Consider the following 17,801-nt stretch of genomic DNA (forward strand, 5'->3'; position numbering starts at 1 on the left):
CCTGGTCTGTCCCCGATCGCGCGAGCGTCGGATGAAACAACTGATGGCGCAAGTAGTACTAATTCCTGATCCTCGAACACGCGCTTCTGCGAACGTCAGCCTGGCCTGGCATACCGACTCGGCGGTGTTCGGTGACGACGGCTGCGCGGACATCGACATGCTCATCGAGCCGGGCTTCACCCGGCCACCGAATGTTGCAGACCTCCGATCAGGTGTCCGCGGTGAACGGCAGCAGCCTCGAGATCGGGACATTTAGGTGCACAACATCTACCTCGAGCACGATCCCGCCGACCGCGCCCGGCTGGCGTTCACCGTCGTCAACGCCAGCCGCAGCCTCACCGACCGGCTGGTGTCCATCAAATCCGCGGCCGCCGCCGTGAACATTCTCGCACCGCCCGCCGCGCTCACGCTGCACCGGGAACGGCATTGGCCTCCGGGCAGCCGGTCGAGCAGCTGACCGAACCGGCCGCCCCGACGAGCCGATCACCGTGCAGCTCACCGTGCCCGGCGGGCTGCAACCGGGTCTGACAACACCGTTCACCTTCGGCCGGGTTCGCGCGGATCGGGTCGGCCCAGGTGGCGGTTCCGGCCATCCGGTCGGCCAGCCCGAGCGAGAGCAGGATCTCGGTGGAGCCCTGATTGAGGGACACCGCCCGCTGCGGCGGCGCGTCGACGATGACGCTGTGGCGCAATTCTCGATCAACGTGAACTGCGGGAAACCGCGTCGGACATCGTCGACAACTTCACCGCCGAGTCCGCCGGCCGGGCCGCGAACTAGCCTTCCGCCACCTGTTGGGCGGTGGCGTACGCGAGTTGCAGGAAGTCCGCGCCGGCCAGAGCCGCCATCGCATCGGCCACCATGCGTGTCGCGCGGGGGGCGAAGACGTGCCCGATGGTGAAACCGGTGATCACCCAGACATCGAAGCAGAACGGGCAGGTCAGCAGTTCGCCGATGCTGTGCTTGACGCCGTCGGAGGCCTGCGGCTTCTCCATCACCTCGCCGGGCCCCCCGTCCCCGGCATGCTGGGTGAACGGTGCGCGGAGCGGCGTGGTGACGGCGTCCTTGGTCACCGTGCGGGAAAGTTTGTGCGCCGCAAACGCGGTGATGACGAGTTCTCGCACGGTCATGGCACGCGGGAGTTGCCGGTTGGTGAGAGCGCCGAACACCGTGACCACGGCGACGACGAAGGTGTACGCGGCCATCGTCGCCGCGTAGCCGTTCAGTGAGCGTTCGCCCCCGGTCGAATTCTGTTCGCGCTCGCTTGTCGCCGCGCTGCGTTCGCGCTCCGGCGCCTGTGCCACGTTCATCCACTTTTCCCTTGTTCACTGTGCCGAGTGCGCTGTCAGTCCACGATGGGAAAGAGCGAGTCGCCGTCTTCAGGAGTGCCGTCGACCTGACCTTTGTCGACCCGTGAATCTTCGACGATTACGCCCTCGACCACATCCGCGGACTTTCTGCCCTCGCCCGGAATCTCGACGTCGTCGTCGAGGACTCGGTCGACGTCCTCCTCGGTCAGGGAGTCGTCCGGTGCGGCGGCCACGGGAATGTCCGGCGGCACCTCGACCTCGACGTCGGGCTCTTCCTCGGATAATTTCTCGTCGAGAGTCTCGCCTTCACGCTCTTCGCGTGGTGTCATGCCGAACTTGTCGGCCTCACTCCAGTGCTCCGGCGGGTCCACGACGTCGTCGCCGTCGTTGTTCCGCACGTCGTCGGCATCGAGGCTTTCGGCTGGGTTGAGGGTGTCACCAGGACCATCTTCGATACTCATAGTTGTTGCGTGCCCGATCGAGTAGTTACCGAAACATTGGCAGTCACGGCCGGAAGACGGCCCGGACACACCCTTCCTGTTTGCTCTTGAACACCTGGTATCCGCGCACTGCCTCCTCGAGGGACATATCGTGGGTGATCAGATATGAGGGATCGAGGTCGCCCTGCTGGACGTAGTCGAACATCCGCGGCATGTACCGCTGACCGTGTTGCTGTGCCGTCCGGATCGTCAGACTCTTGTTGGTCACCACACCCATCGGAAACTTGTCCGTCAGTCCGTAGATGCCGAGGACAGACACGATCCCGCCTTTACGGCAGGCGAGAATCGCTTCGCGCAACGGGGTTGCCCGGTCGGATTCGAGCCTCAGCAGTTGTTTGGCGCGGTCGTAGAGTTGCTGCAGTCCGGTGCCATGCCCTTCCATGCCGACAGCGTCGATGCACGCGTCCGGGCCCCGCCCGCCGGTCGTCTCGCGTAGCGCCTCCTGCACGCTGTCGATGGACGTGTAGTCGATGGTTTCAGCACTGAACTCCCGACGTGCCAACGCAAGTCGCTCAGGATAACGATCGATGACGATAACCCGTTCCGCGCCGAGGAGGCGGGCAGTGTGTGCGGCCATCAACCCGACGCCCCCGCTGCCCCACACCGCGATCGTGTCACCGGGCGAGATGTCGCAGAAATCCGCGCCCATGAGGCCGGTGGGGACGGCGTCGGAGAGGAACAGGGCTTGCTCGTCGGTGATGCCGTCGGGGATGGTGAAGCAGTTGACGTCGCCGAACGGTACGCGGATGTACTGAGCGTGGGAGCCCTGATATCCGCCGAACGGGTGGGTATACCCGTAGATTCCGCCCGTGGGGTAGCCGAAGACCGCTTGCTGCAGTTCGGCATTCGGATTCGTCGTGTCGCAGACCGAATACAAGTCGTGGTCGCAGTACCAGCACGACTTGCATCCGATGAACGACGGAACGACCACGCGGTCACCCACCCTGGTGTCGGTCACTTCGGGGCCGACGTCCACCACTTCACCCATGAACTCGTGACCGAACACGTCACCTTCCCGCATGCCCGGCAGGTATCCGTCGATGAAATGAAGGTCGGAACCGCAGGTAGTGGTCAGCCGTACCTGCACGATGACGTCATGTGGGTTGACGAGTTCGGGGTCGTCGACGGTCTCGACTCTCAGGTCGTTGACGCCGTTCCAGCACAGTGCACGCATGGATTCTCCTCGTTCAACGAGCGGCGTGACGCGCGCTCGGATTATGCCTGAGAGTGGGCAGTTCGCCGGTCTGCAAGAGCGCGCGGGCACGGTAGAGAGCCTTGAATGTCGCCGCCCCGCCAAGGATGTCGGGCACCGGCGTCTTCGCCCGGATCGTCACCTCGGTTCCGAGATCGTGCGGTGCGTCGCGAAATGTGAGCTCGACCTCTGGTGGATCGGCGGTGGAGTCGTCACCCGTCTTGCCGACGAACCGCAGCCTGCCGTCTTCTTCCACCAGCGTGGTATTCCACGTGGTGAGCTCGTCGGCGCCGGGATTCAGCGTCCACTCGTAGATACCGGGTTCGGTCGACCGGACCTCGGCCACATCGCCGAGCACCTCGGACAATTTCCCGGGGTCACGCCAGAACTGTTCCACCTCCGAGCGGGGCCTGCTGATCGTCAGCGTCTGACTGTTCCCGCTTCCGGCGGTGGAGTCGACCACCTTCCCGACCAGGTCGACCAGCTGCTCTCTCGCCTTGTCGATGTAGTGCACGGATCCTCCCTTCGTCTGTTCCGCGTTACCCGGATCCTGCGGACGGAAACAGCCGGACCGACGCCGACTCACGCTCTGTCGCGGTGGTACGAGCCTGGCGGATCGGGTACACGCAGTCCATGACAGACCAGCAGACCCCGAATCCCCCCGACCATGCGAGGCCTGAGCAGGCGACGGACGAAGAGGTCGCCGCGGCCGGCAAGTTGTCCGAGGCCCTCGAGACGGTGGAACGTGCCCGTGGACGTTTGTATGACTTCCATCAGCTGATCGGTCACGCCGACCTGATGTTGGACGAGGCGGTCCAGAAACTCCGTGACGCAGGACGTGACGACATCGCCGAGCAGGTGGAAAAGGAGCTGGTAGGCCGCAACGTCCTGCACGGGCGATGGACGTTCCAGATCGTCGAAGACTTCGACGACCACTACTGGTCCACCTTCCGGGACTGTGAGGCCACCGTGCGCGGCCAGCTGTGCGGCGGCCGTCGGCACGTGTTCGAGTCCGAAATGAAGGAATCCCGTCGAACGCACGGGCAACCCAGGCACGAGGCGCGGCCATAGCCGCGACGCGCCGTTCCGCCGCCGTTTCCGGGAGGAGGTTCCTGGGTAGGAGAAGACGATGGTCGATGAAAAGCAAGCCGAACCGGATCCCGACGATCCCCGCAAACCGGACTCGCCCGCGGATCTGACGAAACCGTCGTGGGGGTACGTTCTGCGGAAGACAGCGCACGAGTTCGGTCGCGATCAGTGCATCGATCTTGCGGCCGCGTTGACGTACTACGCCGTCCTGTCGCTGTTCCCTGCCCTGCTCGCGCTGGTGTCGCTTCTCGGCGTTTTCGGACAGGGACAGCGCACCACCGATTCGGTGTTGCAGATCGTCGACGACCTCGGACCCTCGTCCGCAGTGGACACCCTGCGGGACCCCATCGCCCAGCTCGTCCAAACGCCCACTGCCGGTGTGGCATTGATCTTCGGCCTCCTGGGCGCCGTATGGTCGGCGTCCGGTTACATCGGCGCGTTCGGCCGCGCCATGAACCGCATGTACGAGGTCGACGAGGGGCGTCCGGTGTGGAAGTTACGTCCGTTGATGCTGTTGGTCACTCTGATCGGACTCCTACTCGTGGCGGCGGCGGCCGTCATGCTGGCGCTGAGTGGGCCGGTTGCCCGTTCGGTCGGTGACGCCATCGGATTCGGTGACACCGCCCTGACCGTGTGGAACATTGCGCGGTGGCCGTTCGTGCTGGGAGTGGTCGTCGTCGCGGTTGCGATCCTGTACTACGTGACACCCAACGTGAAGCAGCCGAAGTTCCGCTGGATCAGTGCGGGCGCATTTCTCGCGATCGTGACGTGGATCGTGGCGTCCGTCCTGTTCGGCCTCTACGTTTCGAATTTCGGCAGTTACAACAAAACGTACGGCTCTCTCGCCGGGGTCATCGTGTTTCTGCTGTGGTTGTGGATCACCAACTTGGCGTTGCTGTTCGGAGCCGAGCTCGATTCCGAACTCGAGCGAGGCCGGGAACTGCAAGCCGGACTGCCGGCGGAAGACGAGCTGCAGCTTCCGCCGCGCGACACCCGCGTGTCCGACAAGAATGCCGAGAAGTATCAGAAGTACATCGAGCAGGGACGAGCACTTCGCGAGAGCGACGGGAACACTGCCGAACCAGACGCGGTACCCGAAGAACAACAGCGTTAATCACATCAGGAGTATTCGCGCCGACGGATTTTCTCACCCGATCGCGCCCGGAACGCTGACCCGAGCAGTGCGGAATAGTTACGGTGGTCGTCATGGCGGAACGTGGTGCTCGTCCCAAAGTTCCCGTAGTGCGCAGATTCATGCTGCGCGCGGTGCGGCACCTGTTCAGCCCGCTCCGCCCGGACGACTATCTGGAGCTCATCAATCCGCTGTGGACCACCCGTGAATTGCGGGGGCGAGTGGAACGGGTCGAGCCCGCCAGCGCCGACTCCGCCACCGTCCTGATCCGTCCCCAGTACGAGTGGTTCGGGCACGAGGCCGGACAGTATGTTCGACTCGGTGTCGTCCTCGACGGCGTTTACTACTGGCGCGCCTACTCGCTCACCTCGGACCCCGACCCGGATGACGGGCTGATCAGCGTTACGCCGAAGCTGGTGGAGAGCGGCAAAGTGTCGCCGTATCTCGTCCGCGACATCCGTCCCGGCGACATCGTGCGTCTCGGTGAGGTGGAAGGCACTTTTACCCTTCCGGACCCTTTGCCGGACAAGTTGTTGTTCATCAGTGCCGGCAGCGGTATTACACCGATCATCAGCATGCTCCGCAGCCTCGACCACAAGAATGCGGTCGACGACGTGGTCGTCGCGCACTCGGCCCGCAGCGAGGAGCAGGCTATGTTCGATTCGACGCTCCGCGATCTCGACCGTCGCCACGACGGGTTCCGGCTGGTGCTCCGCCTCACGGGGAGGGAGGGCCGGCTGACACCGGACGCGCTCGCCGAACTCTGTCCCGACTGGCGTGAACGCGAGGTGTTCGCGTCGGGTCCTGGCGAGATGCTCGATCAGTTGGTGGAGCATTGGAACGACCACGGCGATCCGCAGCGCCTGCACATGGAACGCTTCCAGCCCGTGATCGGTGGCGATGACGCCGGCGGTGAAGGAGGCGAAGTCCACTTCTCGGACAGCGACGTGAAAACCGAGGTCGACGGGGGAACACCGATCCTCGTTGCCGGGGAGAACGCCGGCTTGACGCTCCCGTTCGGGTGCCGCATCGGCATCTGTCACACGTGCGTCGGGACGCTGAAGGCGGGCCGGCTCCGTGACCTGCGAACGGGGGACGTCGTCGACGACGCCGTCGGACAGGCGGTCCGCACCTGCGTCCACACCGCAGAAGGTGACATCGAAATCGAGCTGTGAAATAGGGGAAGGACCTGCTGGTGAGTATCGACATCGAGAGCCCGCTCGCACATTTGAGTGACGACACCATCGAGGCGCTCGGACGCGAGTTCGACGCCATCCACGACGAGATCTACGCCGATCTCGGTGAACGCGACCGCAGATACATCAAGTCCGTCATCGCCGCGCAACGTCAGCTGGCGGTCGCCGGTCGCGTTCTGTTGCTCGGTTCGGTCAGCAAACCTGCCTGGCTGGCCGGGACCGCGTGTCTGGGAATGGCGAAGATTCTCGAGAACATGGAAATCGGCCACAACGTGATGCACGGCCAGTGGGACTGGATGAACGACCCCTATATCCATTCGTCCACGTGGGACTGGGACACGGCGTCGACAGCGAAGGCGTGGAAGCATTCGCACAACTACATTCACCACACGTACACCAATATCCGGGGGAAGGACAAAGACCTCGGATACGAGATCATGCGGATCGACCCGAACCAGCGGTGGCACCCCGTCTATCTCGCCCAGCCGTTCTACAACGTCGTGCTGATGGCATTTTTCGAATGGGGTGTCGCGCTCCACGACATGGACCTCGAGGCGGTCCGCTCCGGTGCGAAGCCGTTGAAGGAAGTGTGGCAGGACCTCAAAGGGATCGGCGGAAAGGCTCGCGCCCAGGTCGTGAAGGACTATGTCGGCTGGCCCTTGATCAGCGCAGGCGCCTTCGGGCTCGCACAACTCGCCGCCCGCGGGCGACTCGGTCAACCGGCAACGTCGAAAGCGGGCCGACTGCTGCGCGGCAATCGGGCTCGCGGCCGGTGGTCGTCGGTCGCGGACGTGTTCGACCGCATGTTGCCCGGAATGGAGCGGACCTTTCTCGCCACCGCGCTGGCCGACTTCACCGCCAACATCATCCGTAACGTGTGGGCGCACGGAATCATCTTTTGCGGTCACTTCCCGGATCAGACGTACACCTTCAGTGAGAAGGAAGTGGAGGACGAAACCCGGGGCGGCTGGTATGTGCGTCAACTGGTGGGCGCCGCCAACATCGACGGCAGCCCGCTGTTCCACATCATCAGCGGCAACCTCGGGTATCAGGTCGAACACCATCTCTACCCGGATATGCCGAGCACCCGCTATTCGGAGGTGGCACCGAAGGTGAAGGACATCTGCGAACGGTACCAATTGCCGTACAACTCGGGACCGTTGATGCAGCAGTGGGGAATGGTGCACCGGACGATCCTGCGGTTGGCATTCCCGGGCGGGAAGCCGCGTCCGAAGCCAGGACCGTACCGCGGGGAGAAGGGCACCGACGCCGGCAAACGAAGCGAGGCGGCGGCGTTCCGTAGCCGCGTACCCGCCGACAACCCTGCCGCCGGACCCGAACACGACTCCGGCGGAGTGGAAGTGACTCCGCCACCGCGGGACTGACAGGCGGGCGCGCCGGGTGCCGTAGTTTACGTTTGGACGTCTGCCCTTCCTGGCGTCGGTCGCAAACCAGGGTCAGGCGCGGGTGGAAGGATCATCGCCGCTACGCAATGGTGGCAGGTGCTCGATGGCACCGGCGACCGTCGCGAGCGCATGGCTCGTTCGACGGCACCCCACGGCCAAGGGGGAGTGCGCCCGGCGGGACACCTGATCCAGTCGATCCCGTGAACGGTCCAATCCGGTGAGAGGCAGAGCGGCGAGGGCATTTCCGGGCAAGCGTCTGGCAGCCAGGAGGCGCTCGGCACCCCGGTCTCGCGGGAAACCATACTGCCGCTGATGCATGCTCTGCGCCGCGGAGCGCACCCGAACGTTGGCCGCCGCCCGCGCAGCAGAGCGCCGAGGTCACCCATCCATCTGCACCTGTGCCCACGTTTCGAAAGCTCGCTTTCAGCGATGTCTTTCGAACCATCTCGCGAGATCAGATCGCGAGCTCAGACGGTTGGTTGAAGTGTCGCTCAGGTTTGTTGTACGGTTCAGTTATGAACGCCACTACAAATACGGGAGGCGGCCCGGCGTTGCCGCGCGGTGCCCGTCGGCGGATGCGTACCCGGACTGCGCTGCTCGATGCCGCGGAGGGCCTGATGGCGGCGAAGCCACATGATGCGGTCCGGATCGACGACATCGCCGAAGCTGCGGATGTCTCGGTCGGTTCGGTCTACGTGCACTTCGGCAGTAAAGACGGGATCGCGGTCGCGGTGGCCGAACGCGTCGCCGAACGGGCGACCGGTTACCTGACCGCGGCGTTCGACGCGAGCACCTCGCCTCTGGAGCAGGTGGCCGCCGCCGGCACCGCCTACATGCAGTTCCTGCTCGACAACCCTGTGTTCGTGCGTTATCTCGCGACCGAACCGGCCGACGGAGCTGCGGGTGCGGTCGAGCAGGTCGTGTCCACACGAATCGAAGCGTTGCGGGCGGCATTCCAGTCCCGGATCGAGGACGCCGTGCACTGCGGGGAGGCCGGCCCGGTCGATGCCCGACTGCTGGCCCATTTCCTGTTCGGCGCATGGAACGGCGTGGCTGCACTGACCCTGCGCCGTGACGCGGCGGCGCTCGATCGCGCCGATGCGCAGGCATGTCTGCAACAGGCCCGCCACATCGTCGTCACCGGGCTTGCCGCAACTACCCGAACCGCCACCGATGAAGGATCACCATGACGCCGCAGAACACCACCCCCGCAAATCCACTTCCGCAGTACTGGGAGCCGAGGAGGGCGAGCGGTGCGCAGATCATGCGGATGATCGACTCCCTCGACCCCATCGATCACGATGTCGAGATCACCCATCTGAGCATGGACGTCCTCATTCCACCGCTGTTCGCCTACATGGCGTACACGTCTGGATTCGCCCGAACGCTCGGCAATCCGGCGGTGGCGAACCGGATCTGGCGCGAAGGCGCCGGTGATCAGATCCGCACACCGGTTCGGCGTGACCGCGACACCCTCACGTTCTTCGGCGAGTTCATGCGTCGCGGCCACCGCAGTCCGCAGGCGCAGGCGGTGTTCGACCGGGTCCAGGACATTCATCGCCAGGTCAAGGGCGTCGGCAACGAGACCCAGGTCCATGTCCTGGGAATGCTGATCTTCGATCCCGAACGATTCGCCAAGGCCGTGGGACACCGCTGGTTCACCGACAAGGAGAACGACGCCCGGTTCAACTTCTGGTTGGGCGTCGCCCGCGGCATGCGCCTGCGCGATGTCCCGGAAACCCGCGCCGAGTTCCTCGACTGGATCGACGATTACGAACGTCGCACCTTCACCCCGACGATCGCCGCCGCCGAGAGTTTCAAGGGACAGCTTCGCGGCATCAGTGCATATGTCCCGCGACCGCTGCGGCCGGCGATCCGGCATTTGGTCATCGACACCCTCAAACCGGAAGTACGGGACCTGCTCGGGGTGAGTGCACCGCGGCCCGTCCACAGACCCGCGCTCCGCGCCGCCGTGCGAGCGCTGCGCACCGTCAGGCCCATCGACCGCTTCCGCCTCGACCGAACCTGGGTGAACAGCTTCAGCCGCGTCGGCCCCGACCCCGACTTCGACACCATCGGCTACCAGGCGGACGCCGGATAGACCCGCCACCGTCAATCATTTTCTCGTAAGCAGTATCTCGGTCCTCGGGGCGGACTGGGGCGATCGAGGAGTTGAAGGCGGACGGACTCGAGGGCAGTATCGCCCCGAACGCGTTGTTCGACGAGGAATACAGCGAGCACGCAGAAACGTTGTGGCACATGTCCGATGGCACGACGTGTGATCAGGGGCGCTGGGCGTCGGGTCCGGCACCCGACGGCGTCCACGAGAATCGGTTCCTCGCGGACCCGCAGCCGCTGGGAGGCAAGGGCGGTGCGCCCGCTCCGGATCCGAAGCTCTATCCGACGTACGACGGGAGCCTGGGTGACCCGGCCTCGAGCGCACTGGGCACGGAAAAGGGGTCTCGTCGGCAAGGTCAAGGAAGCACTCGACCCGGACAAGCCCTGACCGCTATTCGTCGGTAGCGCCCCGACCTCGGCGACTGCCCCGATACGCCCCAATCCGCGCTGCGGCAAGCCACTCGGGCCGCAACGCGATCGAGGGTGGGCAGTTCACTACCGGATCGAAAGACGGTTGTTCGTCATCCGCGAGGTCGCGCACATCGCTCAGCACGACACGCCCTGACGGCGTGGGTGAATTGGTGAAAGTAGTCAGTTGTAAGGAGAACGCGAGCGGCGCGATCGCGAGGGCATCGGCGAGTGCGTTGATCGACGTCGTCGGCGGGTGCTCACCGACCGGTTCGGCAAGCACCCAGGTGGGCGGTCCGCCCGTCGAGGAGAGCGGCATGAGACTGCTGTATCGGGCGGTGTTCCATCCCGTGGCAGGAAGCGGCAGCATGCGGGTCAGCGACGAGGTGCCCGAGCTCGCCAACAGCAGATCCCACGGCGTGGGGCCCTCATCCAGGTCGATCCGCAGAGCGAGACCCAGTACGTCGGGGATCATGGACGGAGTACCGATTCCACCGGACATCCGCGCGGTCACCGGCAACGAGATTCGGGTACGTCCCGGCCACCAGGACGAGTTGAATTCGACTGTGCCGCCGATAACCAGCCCCTTGGGGTGGAACACCCGTGCATGGCGGACGGACGCGGCAATGCGGAACGGACCCACGAATGCGCTGCGTACGGTGTCGAGTGCTCGTCCAGAATCGCCCATGGTGCCTTCTCCTCGGTGAGGTGTGCGGAAACCTGCGTCAGATGAGTCTTGTTCCATCGTCGGTGACCCGTGTTCCCCGCACAACTCCGACCGCACCCTGATCTGCCGGTGTGAGGTAAATATGCCGGTGTGAGATGCCGGCACCTGGGTATTCGGCACCGTGATCGCCGACTGTTTCTCCCAGTGAAGAGGGGTTCTTTCGTGACCGAGCAACCGTACGTTCCCACGGGAACGGCTGGACAGACCACCACCGTCAAGCGCCGCACTTCCGTACCCGCGGTACTCACGACCATTCGCGCTCGTCGTCCTTGCAGCGCTGATCGTGTTCGTCGTGCAGAACGGGGACACCAGCAACTTCGGCTGGGATCTGGACCTCGCTTTGGGGCTGTCCTTACTACTCGCCGCAGTTCTCGGCTTCATTCTCGGCATGCTGACCTCGGCAATTCTGCGGCTCCGTAGACGGAGAAACCACACCACGGAGGGGTGAGAACTATGACCATGGCACGCCCACTGGCTCTCGTCACCGGAGCGTCCCGGGGGATCGGGCTCGAACTGACCAGATTGTTCGTCAAGGACGGTTACGACCTCGTCGTCGTGGCGGACTCCGAAGCCCTGGACTCCGCCGTCGCCGAACTGAGGTCGACGGGTGCCGGTGTGATACCTGTGCGCACCGATCTGCGCACCGAACAGGGTGTGGCGTCGGTGTGGGAGGCGATCACCACAGACGGCCGCCCGCTCGCTGCCGCTGCACTCAATGCCGGTGTGGGACATGGCGGCGCCTTCGTCGACACCGACCTCGCCGACACGTTCGCCATCATCGACCTCAATGTGAGGTCGACCGTGCACCTGACCAAACTCGTGCTCGACGACATGGTCTCCCGTGGTGCGGGGCGGATACTGATCACCTCGTCCGTGGCCTCCACGATGCCCGGTCCGTATCAAGCCGTCTACAACGCGTCCAAGTCGTTTGTGCAGTCGTTCGCGGAGGGGCTGCAAGGGGAGCTGAAAGACAGCCCGGTCACCATCACGTCATTGATGCCCGGGCCCACGGACACCCACTTCTTCAGCCGCGCCGAGCTCGACGACACCAAGCTCGGTCAAGGTCCCAAGGATGATCCCGCCGAGGTCGCCAAGCAGGGCTACGAGGCCATGATGAAGGGTGAGCGCAAAGTAGTGGCCGGGTCGATCATGTCCAAGGCGATGGCGGCGGTGAACACGGTGACCCCGGACGCGGTCAAGGCGGCAGCGCATCGTCTACTCGCCAAACCAGGATCCGGCCGGTGACCTGACACGCTCAGTCCACAGTAGGTATCACACTCATAAGGGCGTCGAGTTGTTCGCGGCGGGCACTGCTCGCGCCGGCAGGGATGTGTCACCGTCCCCGCTGCGGGTACCCGCAACTATGCGTTTTCCCCATTTCACCCCCGCAGGCGCGAAGAAGCTCTGCGCGCGTTGTGCAGCCGTGGCAGTCCTCCTCGGCGGTGGAGTGGCCGCCCAATCCGGTTCGGTGAACGCCGCTCCCTCACCGGATGGGTTCGACACCGTCCCCGACCGTACCTCGCTGTCTTTCGCGCACTCACCCAGCGGAACGCGGGTGGGTACCGCCAACTCCGCGGAGGCCCGACCCGGCCTGTCGACCGTCAAACTGTATGTGGCCGACTACATGCTCCGGCACGGAGACGGTTCTGCCGAGGACCGTGAGCTCGGTCAGCGCATGATTCGGGACAGCGACGACGGCGCCGCCTCCCAGGCGTACGCCAAGTATCCGCACTCCATCGACGCCGTGGCCCGCGAGTACGGTCTCACTGCAACGCGAGGCGCCGCCTTCTGGGGCAACTCGAGCACCAGCACGGCCGACACCGTCACCTTCCTGGAGGCGAAGAAGGCCACCGACCCGTCGAGTCCTATTCTCCGCTGGATGGCCACCGCCGCCCCCGTCGCGGCGGACGGAACGACCCAGGACTGGGGAACGAGCACGCTTCCCTCCGTCGTCGGCACCAAATGGGGCTGGTCCGACTACGGACCGGACATCGTCGCATCGGCCTCGTTCGGTCCCGACTTCTCGGTGGCCGCCAACACCTATGGGAGCAAGGAACAGCACACATCCGACGTGCTGGGAGCCTTCGGTCCCGAGCCGACGTCTGCGCCGGACCAGGTGCCGGTGCGCGAGCTGATCGAGTGTCTCGACACCACCGACAATCCCCTCGTCAGTCAGCTGGCCACGGCCATCCCACCCGAATGGACGCTCCCGGCGGACATCCTTCCCGCCCCGTGACTGCTTGGGCGAAATCAGTGTCCTGTCGTGAGCGAACGGGGCGGCCGTGACCCACGGAAGGTCATCGCGTCGTCGACGATCTTGCCGTGGCGGAAAGTGACGAGGTCGCGGAAGTAGTTCATGCGCAGCCGCCACGGGGCTTTCGAACCCTGCTTCGGGAACGACTCCACCGAGCGGAGTACGTAACCCGCGGCGAAGTCGAGGAACGGTTCTTCGTCGACGGACGCGTCACGTTCGGGCACGCAGTTCGTGTACCCCTTCTCGTCCATGTGCTCGAGAAGACGGCACACGTACTCACACACGAGGTCCGCCTTCAGGGTCCACGATGCGTTGGTGTACCCGATGACGAACGCGAAATTGGGTACGCCGCTGAGCATCATGCCCTTGTAAGCCATCGTGTCCGCGAGATCGATGTCGCGGCCGTCGACGGCGAGCGTCATTCCGCCGAAAGCAAGCAAATTCAACCCGGTGGCGGTCACCACGATGTCTGCCTTCAGTTCCTCGCCCGACTTCAGGGCGATGCCGTTCCTCGTGAAGCTGTCGATGTGATCGGTGACGATTGACACCTCACCATGACGGATGGCACGGAACAGGTCTCCGTTGGGGACGAGGCACAGACGCTGATCCCACGGGTTGTATCGCGGCGTGAAGTGGGTGTCGATGTCGTAACCGTGAGGAAGCCACTTCGTCTGCAGTTGCCGGATACGGCCCTTCATGAACTCCGGATAACGCTGGCACAGTTGGTATATCGCGACCGCGACCGACGCGTTCTTCAGCCGCGTAAGGCCGTAGGCGACGCGCGCGGGAAGGTGCTTGCGGAAGCGGTTGGCCAGCGCATCCTCGGCCGGCATGGAGAGGATGTACGTGGGCGAGCGCTGCAGCATGGTGACGTGCTCGGCCTCGGCCGCCATCGACGGCGCGAGGGTCACCGCGGTCGCGCCGCTACCGATGACGACGACACGCTTGCCGGCGTAGTCGAGATCCTCGGGCCACTGCTGGGGATGCACCACCTGGCCGTCGAATCGTTCCAGCCCCGGGAAATCCGGGGTGTAGCCCTCGTCGTACCGGTAATAGCCGCTGCAGGAGAAGAGAAAATCCGCTGTCAGCGTTATCTTCTCGCCGGAGTCCGTGCGTTCGGCCTCGACCGTCCACGTCGAGGAGGCGCTCGACCATTCGGCTCGGACAACCTGATGTCCGAACCGGATGTGGCGATCGATGCCGGCCTCGGCGGCCGTTGTGCGTACGTACTCGAGGATGGAGGAGCCGTCGGCGATCGACTTGTCGTTCTCCCAGGGCCGGAACCGGTAGCCGAGGGTGTACATGTCGGAGTCGGAACGAATTCCGGGGTAGCGGAACAGGTCCCAGGTGCCACCGATCGCGTCGCGGCCCTCGAGGATCGCATACGTGCGGCCAGGGAACTTGTCCTGCAGGTGGTACGCGGCGCCGATTCCGGAGAGGCCGGCGCCTATCACGATCACATCGAGATGCTCGACTGCGCGCTCGGTGTCGGATAGGTCGGCGGCGGTGTCGGTGGACGTCATGACGGGTCGACCGCCACGTCGTCGAGCGCAACGTTGCGCGCGGAGGTGGACCGGCCGAGGGCGGCCACCTCTTCGTCCATCAACGGAAGAATCCGCGGGATGTGGGGCAGGACCGCGCGATCGCCGATCCTGGAGGTGACCACCGCTTTGAACCAGCCCACCGGCCCGACCCAGCGGGGTACGTACACGCGGCGCTTGCGGCGAGACAGGGCATGAACGAAGGCGTCGACGCACGCCTGTACCGACGTCGTCTTCCCGAGGGGGCCGGGCAGAACGGCGAGGAGCTGATTGAACGCCGACAGATCCGCCTTCGCGTCCTGGACGAGTGGCGTGTCGATCCACGACATGTGCGCCGATCCGACCGCTACACCGAGGTGAGCGAGTTCGAGGCGAAGGGCGCTGGCGAAATGCTCGACCCCGGCCTTGCTGGCGCAGTACGCGGCGAGGCCGGGTGCGGCGGTGAATGCGGCGAGCGAGGAGACGACAAGTATGTAGCCCTTGCGTTCGATGACGGACGGGAGCGCGGCCCGGACCGTGTGGAAGGCGCCGAGAATGTTGATGTCGAGAACGCGCTTGAAGGTGGCCGGGTCTACCTGCGACACCGAGCCGTAGCTGGCGATTCCGGCGTTCGCGAGCACCAGGTCGATGCCGCCGAACTTCGCGACCCCGGCGTCGACGGCTCTCTGCATCGCGGGCAGGTCGCACACGTCGGCGACGGTGGCGAGGGCAACGTCGTCGCCGAGTTCGGTGACCAGAGCCTGCAGGGGCGCAGCATCCAGGTCGATCAGGACGAGCTTGGTGCCCTTCGCGGCGAGCGCACGGGCGGTGTCTGCCCCGATGCCCCGTGCGGCGCCCGTGATGAGCGCGACCTTGTTCCTGAGCGTGGGCATGGCGATCTCCTGGCGTAGTTATCTGGCACCGTCCGGTGTCAGTTTGTATCTGGAACCGGTCAGTGTCAATATTGGGTCGTGAGTTCGCCCAGGCTAGAGGAGCCGGGTCGCACCTACCGCGGTGCGGGACCCCAGCAACGTCAGGAAGAGCGCCGACTGCGCTTGATCGACGCCGCGGTCGAGGTGTTCGGCACTACCGGATACCGCTCGGCGACGGTCGGGAAGATCTGTGCGGTCGCCGGGCTCACCAAGCGCTACTTCTACGAATCCTTCACCGACAGCGAGGCGCTGTTGCTTGCGGCGTATGGCACGGTGACCGATCGGTTGCGGGAGGATGTGCTCGCCGGCGCCGGCCGTGACCCCGCCGACCTCGACACCCGAGTGCGAGGCGCCCTCACCGCATTCTTCGAGTCCGTCGCCGAGGATCCCCGAATCCCGCGGATCGCGTTCCAGGAGGTTCTGGGTGTCGGGCCGGAAGTGGACCGCGCCTATCGCCGGGTCACCCTCGAGTTCGTCGACGCCGTTCTCTTCGTCATCAATCCGGCGATCGATCGGGCGCCGGATCCCCATCTGCACACCCTCGCCACCGGGCTCGTCGGTGCCGTCCTGATGATCGCGCAGCAGTGGGTGTTGTCGGAGAAACCTCAGCCCATCGAGGCGGTCATCGCCGACGCGCACACGATCCTCTCGTCCGTGCTGGGCCGCCTGACCGACTGATCGAAGCGGGACAGTTCCGCCATTCGACCGCGCCGCATCACATATATGTTGTTCGATATCTCTATGCGCCTGCCCGACCACCGGCCTTCGCGTCGGAGACCAGCGATTCGCGCCTTGCTCACTGCACTTCTGGGGGTGGCAGCCCTGGCGGTCCCAGGTCAGGGCGTCGCGCACGCCGCTGGGTACGACGGTCTGATCGATCTCGCGCCGTCCAACGCCGACGCCGAGGCGATCGGCGGTCTCGACCCACGACTGCCCACCGACCCGGCCGTCCTCGGCACCGCACTGTCCTCGGCCAGGGCCGACGGTATTGCCCCGGTGCGGTATTCGGCACTGCTGCACCAGTACTGGCTGGCCCGAGGAGCGGAAGCGTCCGGCATCGATCTGGCGACGTGGGATCCGAATGCCGGACTGATCGCCAATGCGACCGTCGTCGATCGCGTCTACGAGAACTACGGCCGCTATCAACGCGAGCGCGCCGAACTCTACTGGTCGGGCATGGCGGGAATGGCCGGCGGTTCGTTCGCCGCCGGTTTCTGGGACCTCGACATGGGCAGGACCGTGCTCGACGTCGACGCCATCCACGCCCTCGGTAACTCAGTCGCATCGTCGATCCGCGGTTTGCCCGCCGAGGCGCTGTCGTGGCTACCGTCCGATGTGAGGACGTTGGCAACCGTCGGGCCGTCGATCACAGCCGAGGACGTCGACTGGTATCAGAAGCGACTGCTGATGATGCAGAAGCATATCTACTTCGACATGGTGCCGATGCACGAGGCGTACCTGAACGGTGGACGGGCAGCAGTCGAGGAGTTCGCGGCGGCACGTTTGCTCGACGACAACGCCAGGATCGCGTGGGAAGGTGTCTTCTCGGGCACGAAGTCCGGATACGCCGATGCCTTGTTCCGGATGGCGTCACGCGAGCAGAACCAGATCATCGCCGACCAGTGGGACACCACCTCCGCGGCCCGCGACGGAGTGGGGAGGGCGCTGACCTACACCACCACGGTGGCCGCCCAACCGTCGGTCCCCGGCTCGAGGTCGCCGGGAAAGGCGGCACCGCTGTCGGTGACCGGGTATATCGACGGACGCCAATTGCGACTGCGGGCACCCCTGCCCGAATTCAACTGGGCGGACCGAAAACCACGCTGGGAGTACATCGTCAGCGATATCGTTCCGTCCTACCAACGGCTGGTGGAGACACGTCCCGGAGAGATGCACGCGATTCTCGCGATGCCGTTCCGGGACTTCGTCGACACCCAACGCGTCGTCCGGCGTATCCCCGACCTCGTGTGTGATCTCAGCACCGGCTGGGAGTTGGTGGAGGCGCAGTAGTTCTTCCGC

At 65.0% G+C, this 17,801-nt stretch carries 19 protein-coding genes and 2 pseudogenes; 13 read left to right on the top strand and 8 right to left on the bottom strand.

Annotated elements, in window-relative coordinates:
• Nucleotides 1-256: 256 nt before the first annotated feature.
• Complete coding sequence (locus HYG77_RS17815) at nt 257-457, top strand: hypothetical protein (protein WP_208960083.1); 201 nt, start codon at nt 257-259, stop codon at nt 455-457.
• A gap of 85 nt (nt 458-542) precedes the next feature.
• Here the strand turns inward: HYG77_RS17815 and HYG77_RS17820 are convergent.
• From HYG77_RS17820 to HYG77_RS17840, 5 genes and pseudogenes are all read right to left on the bottom strand, one after another.
• Nucleotides 543-703, bottom strand: a pseudogene (locus HYG77_RS17820) (ABC transporter substrate-binding protein); the annotation flags it as partial.
• 71 nt (nt 704-774) lie between these two features.
• The gene (locus tag HYG77_RS17825) at nt 775-1,308 is read right to left on the bottom strand and encodes a DUF1360 domain-containing protein (RefSeq protein WP_208960084.1); all 534 of its coding nucleotides are present in this window, start codon (nt 1,306-1,308) and stop codon (nt 775-777) included.
• Between the two features lie 35 nt (nt 1,309-1,343).
• Nucleotides 1,344-1,769: a hypothetical protein gene (locus HYG77_RS17830; RefSeq protein ID WP_208960085.1), complete on the bottom strand. Its 426-nt coding sequence runs from the start codon at nt 1,767-1,769 to the stop codon at nt 1,344-1,346.
• A gap of 43 nt (nt 1,770-1,812) precedes the next feature.
• Entirely contained in the window at nt 1,813-2,982 is a 1,170-nt protein-coding gene (locus tag HYG77_RS17835) for a zinc-dependent alcohol dehydrogenase (RefSeq protein WP_208960086.1), read from the bottom strand.
• Nucleotides 2,983-2,995: 13 nt separating this feature from the next.
• Nucleotides 2,996-3,514, bottom strand: a complete 519-nt coding sequence (locus HYG77_RS17840; protein WP_208960087.1) for a hypothetical protein — start codon at nt 3,512-3,514, stop codon at nt 2,996-2,998.
• Nucleotides 3,515-3,633: 119 nt separating this feature from the next.
• Between HYG77_RS17840 and HYG77_RS17845 the strand changes: the two genes are divergently transcribed.
• The 7 genes and pseudogenes from HYG77_RS17845 to HYG77_RS17875 all read left to right on the top strand — a co-directional run.
• A complete protein-coding gene (locus HYG77_RS17845; RefSeq protein ID WP_109335431.1) occupies nt 3,634-4,071 on the top strand; it encodes a hypothetical protein in 438 nt (145 codons plus the stop codon).
• 58 nt (nt 4,072-4,129) lie between these two features.
• On the top strand, nt 4,130-5,203 hold the full coding sequence (locus HYG77_RS17850) for a YihY/virulence factor BrkB family protein (protein WP_109334270.1): 1,074 nt from the start codon (nt 4,130-4,132) through the stop codon (nt 5,201-5,203).
• A gap of 92 nt (nt 5,204-5,295) precedes the next feature.
• A complete protein-coding gene (locus HYG77_RS17855; protein WP_208960088.1) occupies nt 5,296-6,396 on the top strand; it encodes a ferredoxin reductase in 1,101 nt (366 codons plus the stop codon).
• A gap of 20 nt (nt 6,397-6,416) precedes the next feature.
• On the top strand, nt 6,417-7,802 hold the full coding sequence (locus tag HYG77_RS17860) for an acyl-CoA desaturase (protein ID WP_208960089.1): 1,386 nt from the start codon (nt 6,417-6,419) through the stop codon (nt 7,800-7,802).
• A gap of 536 nt (nt 7,803-8,338) precedes the next feature.
• Nucleotides 8,339-9,013: a TetR/AcrR family transcriptional regulator gene (locus HYG77_RS17865; RefSeq protein WP_109334266.1), complete on the top strand. Its 675-nt coding sequence runs from the start codon at nt 8,339-8,341 to the stop codon at nt 9,011-9,013.
• Complete coding sequence (locus HYG77_RS17870; RefSeq protein ID WP_208960090.1) at nt 9,010-9,924, top strand: oxygenase MpaB family protein; 915 nt, start codon at nt 9,010-9,012, stop codon at nt 9,922-9,924. Before HYG77_RS17865 ends, HYG77_RS17870 begins: the two co-directional genes overlap by 4 nt.
• A 59-nt stretch (nt 9,925-9,983) precedes the next feature.
• Nucleotides 9,984-10,329 (top strand): annotated as a pseudogene (locus tag HYG77_RS17875) (catalase); the annotation flags it as partial.
• 3 nt (nt 10,330-10,332) lie between these two features.
• On the opposite strand, the gene HYG77_RS17880 reads toward HYG77_RS17875, so the two are convergent.
• Nucleotides 10,333-11,037 (bottom strand): hypothetical protein, encoded by a 705-nt coding sequence (locus HYG77_RS17880; protein WP_208960091.1) that lies wholly within the window; start codon nt 11,035-11,037, stop codon nt 10,333-10,335.
• 331 nt (nt 11,038-11,368) lie between these two features.
• On the opposite strand from HYG77_RS17880, the gene HYG77_RS17885 reads away from it, so the two are divergent.
• The 3 genes from HYG77_RS17885 to HYG77_RS17895 all read left to right on the top strand — a co-directional run bounded on the left by HYG77_RS17885 (nt 11,369) and on the right by HYG77_RS17895 (nt 13,312).
• Nucleotides 11,369-11,524, top strand: coding sequence for a lipopolysaccharide assembly protein LapA domain-containing protein (locus tag HYG77_RS17885; RefSeq protein WP_208960092.1), 156 nt, complete (start codon nt 11,369-11,371; stop codon nt 11,522-11,524).
• Nucleotides 11,525-11,529: 5 nt separating this feature from the next.
• Nucleotides 11,530-12,321, top strand: coding sequence for an SDR family NAD(P)-dependent oxidoreductase (locus HYG77_RS17890; protein WP_208960093.1), 792 nt, complete (start codon nt 11,530-11,532; stop codon nt 12,319-12,321).
• A gap of 118 nt (nt 12,322-12,439) precedes the next feature.
• On the top strand, nt 12,440-13,312 hold the full coding sequence (locus HYG77_RS17895) for a hypothetical protein (RefSeq protein ID WP_208960094.1): 873 nt from the start codon (nt 12,440-12,442) through the stop codon (nt 13,310-13,312).
• 14 nt (nt 13,313-13,326) lie between these two features.
• On the opposite strand, the gene HYG77_RS17900 is transcribed toward HYG77_RS17895, so the two are convergent.
• Together HYG77_RS17900 and HYG77_RS17905 are read right to left on the bottom strand one after the other, a co-directional pair.
• Complete coding sequence (locus HYG77_RS17900; protein ID WP_208960095.1) at nt 13,327-14,853, bottom strand: NAD(P)/FAD-dependent oxidoreductase; 1,527 nt, start codon at nt 14,851-14,853, stop codon at nt 13,327-13,329.
• Complete coding sequence (locus tag HYG77_RS17905; protein WP_208960096.1) at nt 14,850-15,743, bottom strand: SDR family oxidoreductase; 894 nt, start codon at nt 15,741-15,743, stop codon at nt 14,850-14,852. Before HYG77_RS17905 ends, HYG77_RS17900 begins: the two co-directional genes overlap by 4 nt.
• Nucleotides 15,744-15,821: 78 nt before the next feature.
• Between HYG77_RS17905 and HYG77_RS17910 the strand changes: the two genes are divergently transcribed.
• Together HYG77_RS17910 and HYG77_RS17915 are read left to right on the top strand one after the other, a co-directional pair.
• Nucleotides 15,822-16,460: a TetR/AcrR family transcriptional regulator gene (locus HYG77_RS17910; RefSeq protein ID WP_109334250.1), complete on the top strand. Its 639-nt coding sequence runs from the start codon at nt 15,822-15,824 to the stop codon at nt 16,458-16,460.
• A gap of 114 nt (nt 16,461-16,574) precedes the next feature.
• The gene (locus tag HYG77_RS17915; protein ID WP_244372934.1) at nt 16,575-17,792 is read left to right on the top strand and encodes a hypothetical protein; all 1,218 of its coding nucleotides are present in this window, start codon (nt 16,575-16,577) and stop codon (nt 17,790-17,792) included.
• Nucleotides 17,793-17,801 lie beyond the last annotated feature (9 nt).

Origin of the sequence: Rhodococcus sp. ZPP, from assembly GCF_017656075.1 — a bacterium.
In the GTDB taxonomy this organism is placed as follows: Bacteria; Actinomycetota; Actinomycetes; order Mycobacteriales; family Mycobacteriaceae; genus Rhodococcus_F; species Rhodococcus_F oxybenzonivorans.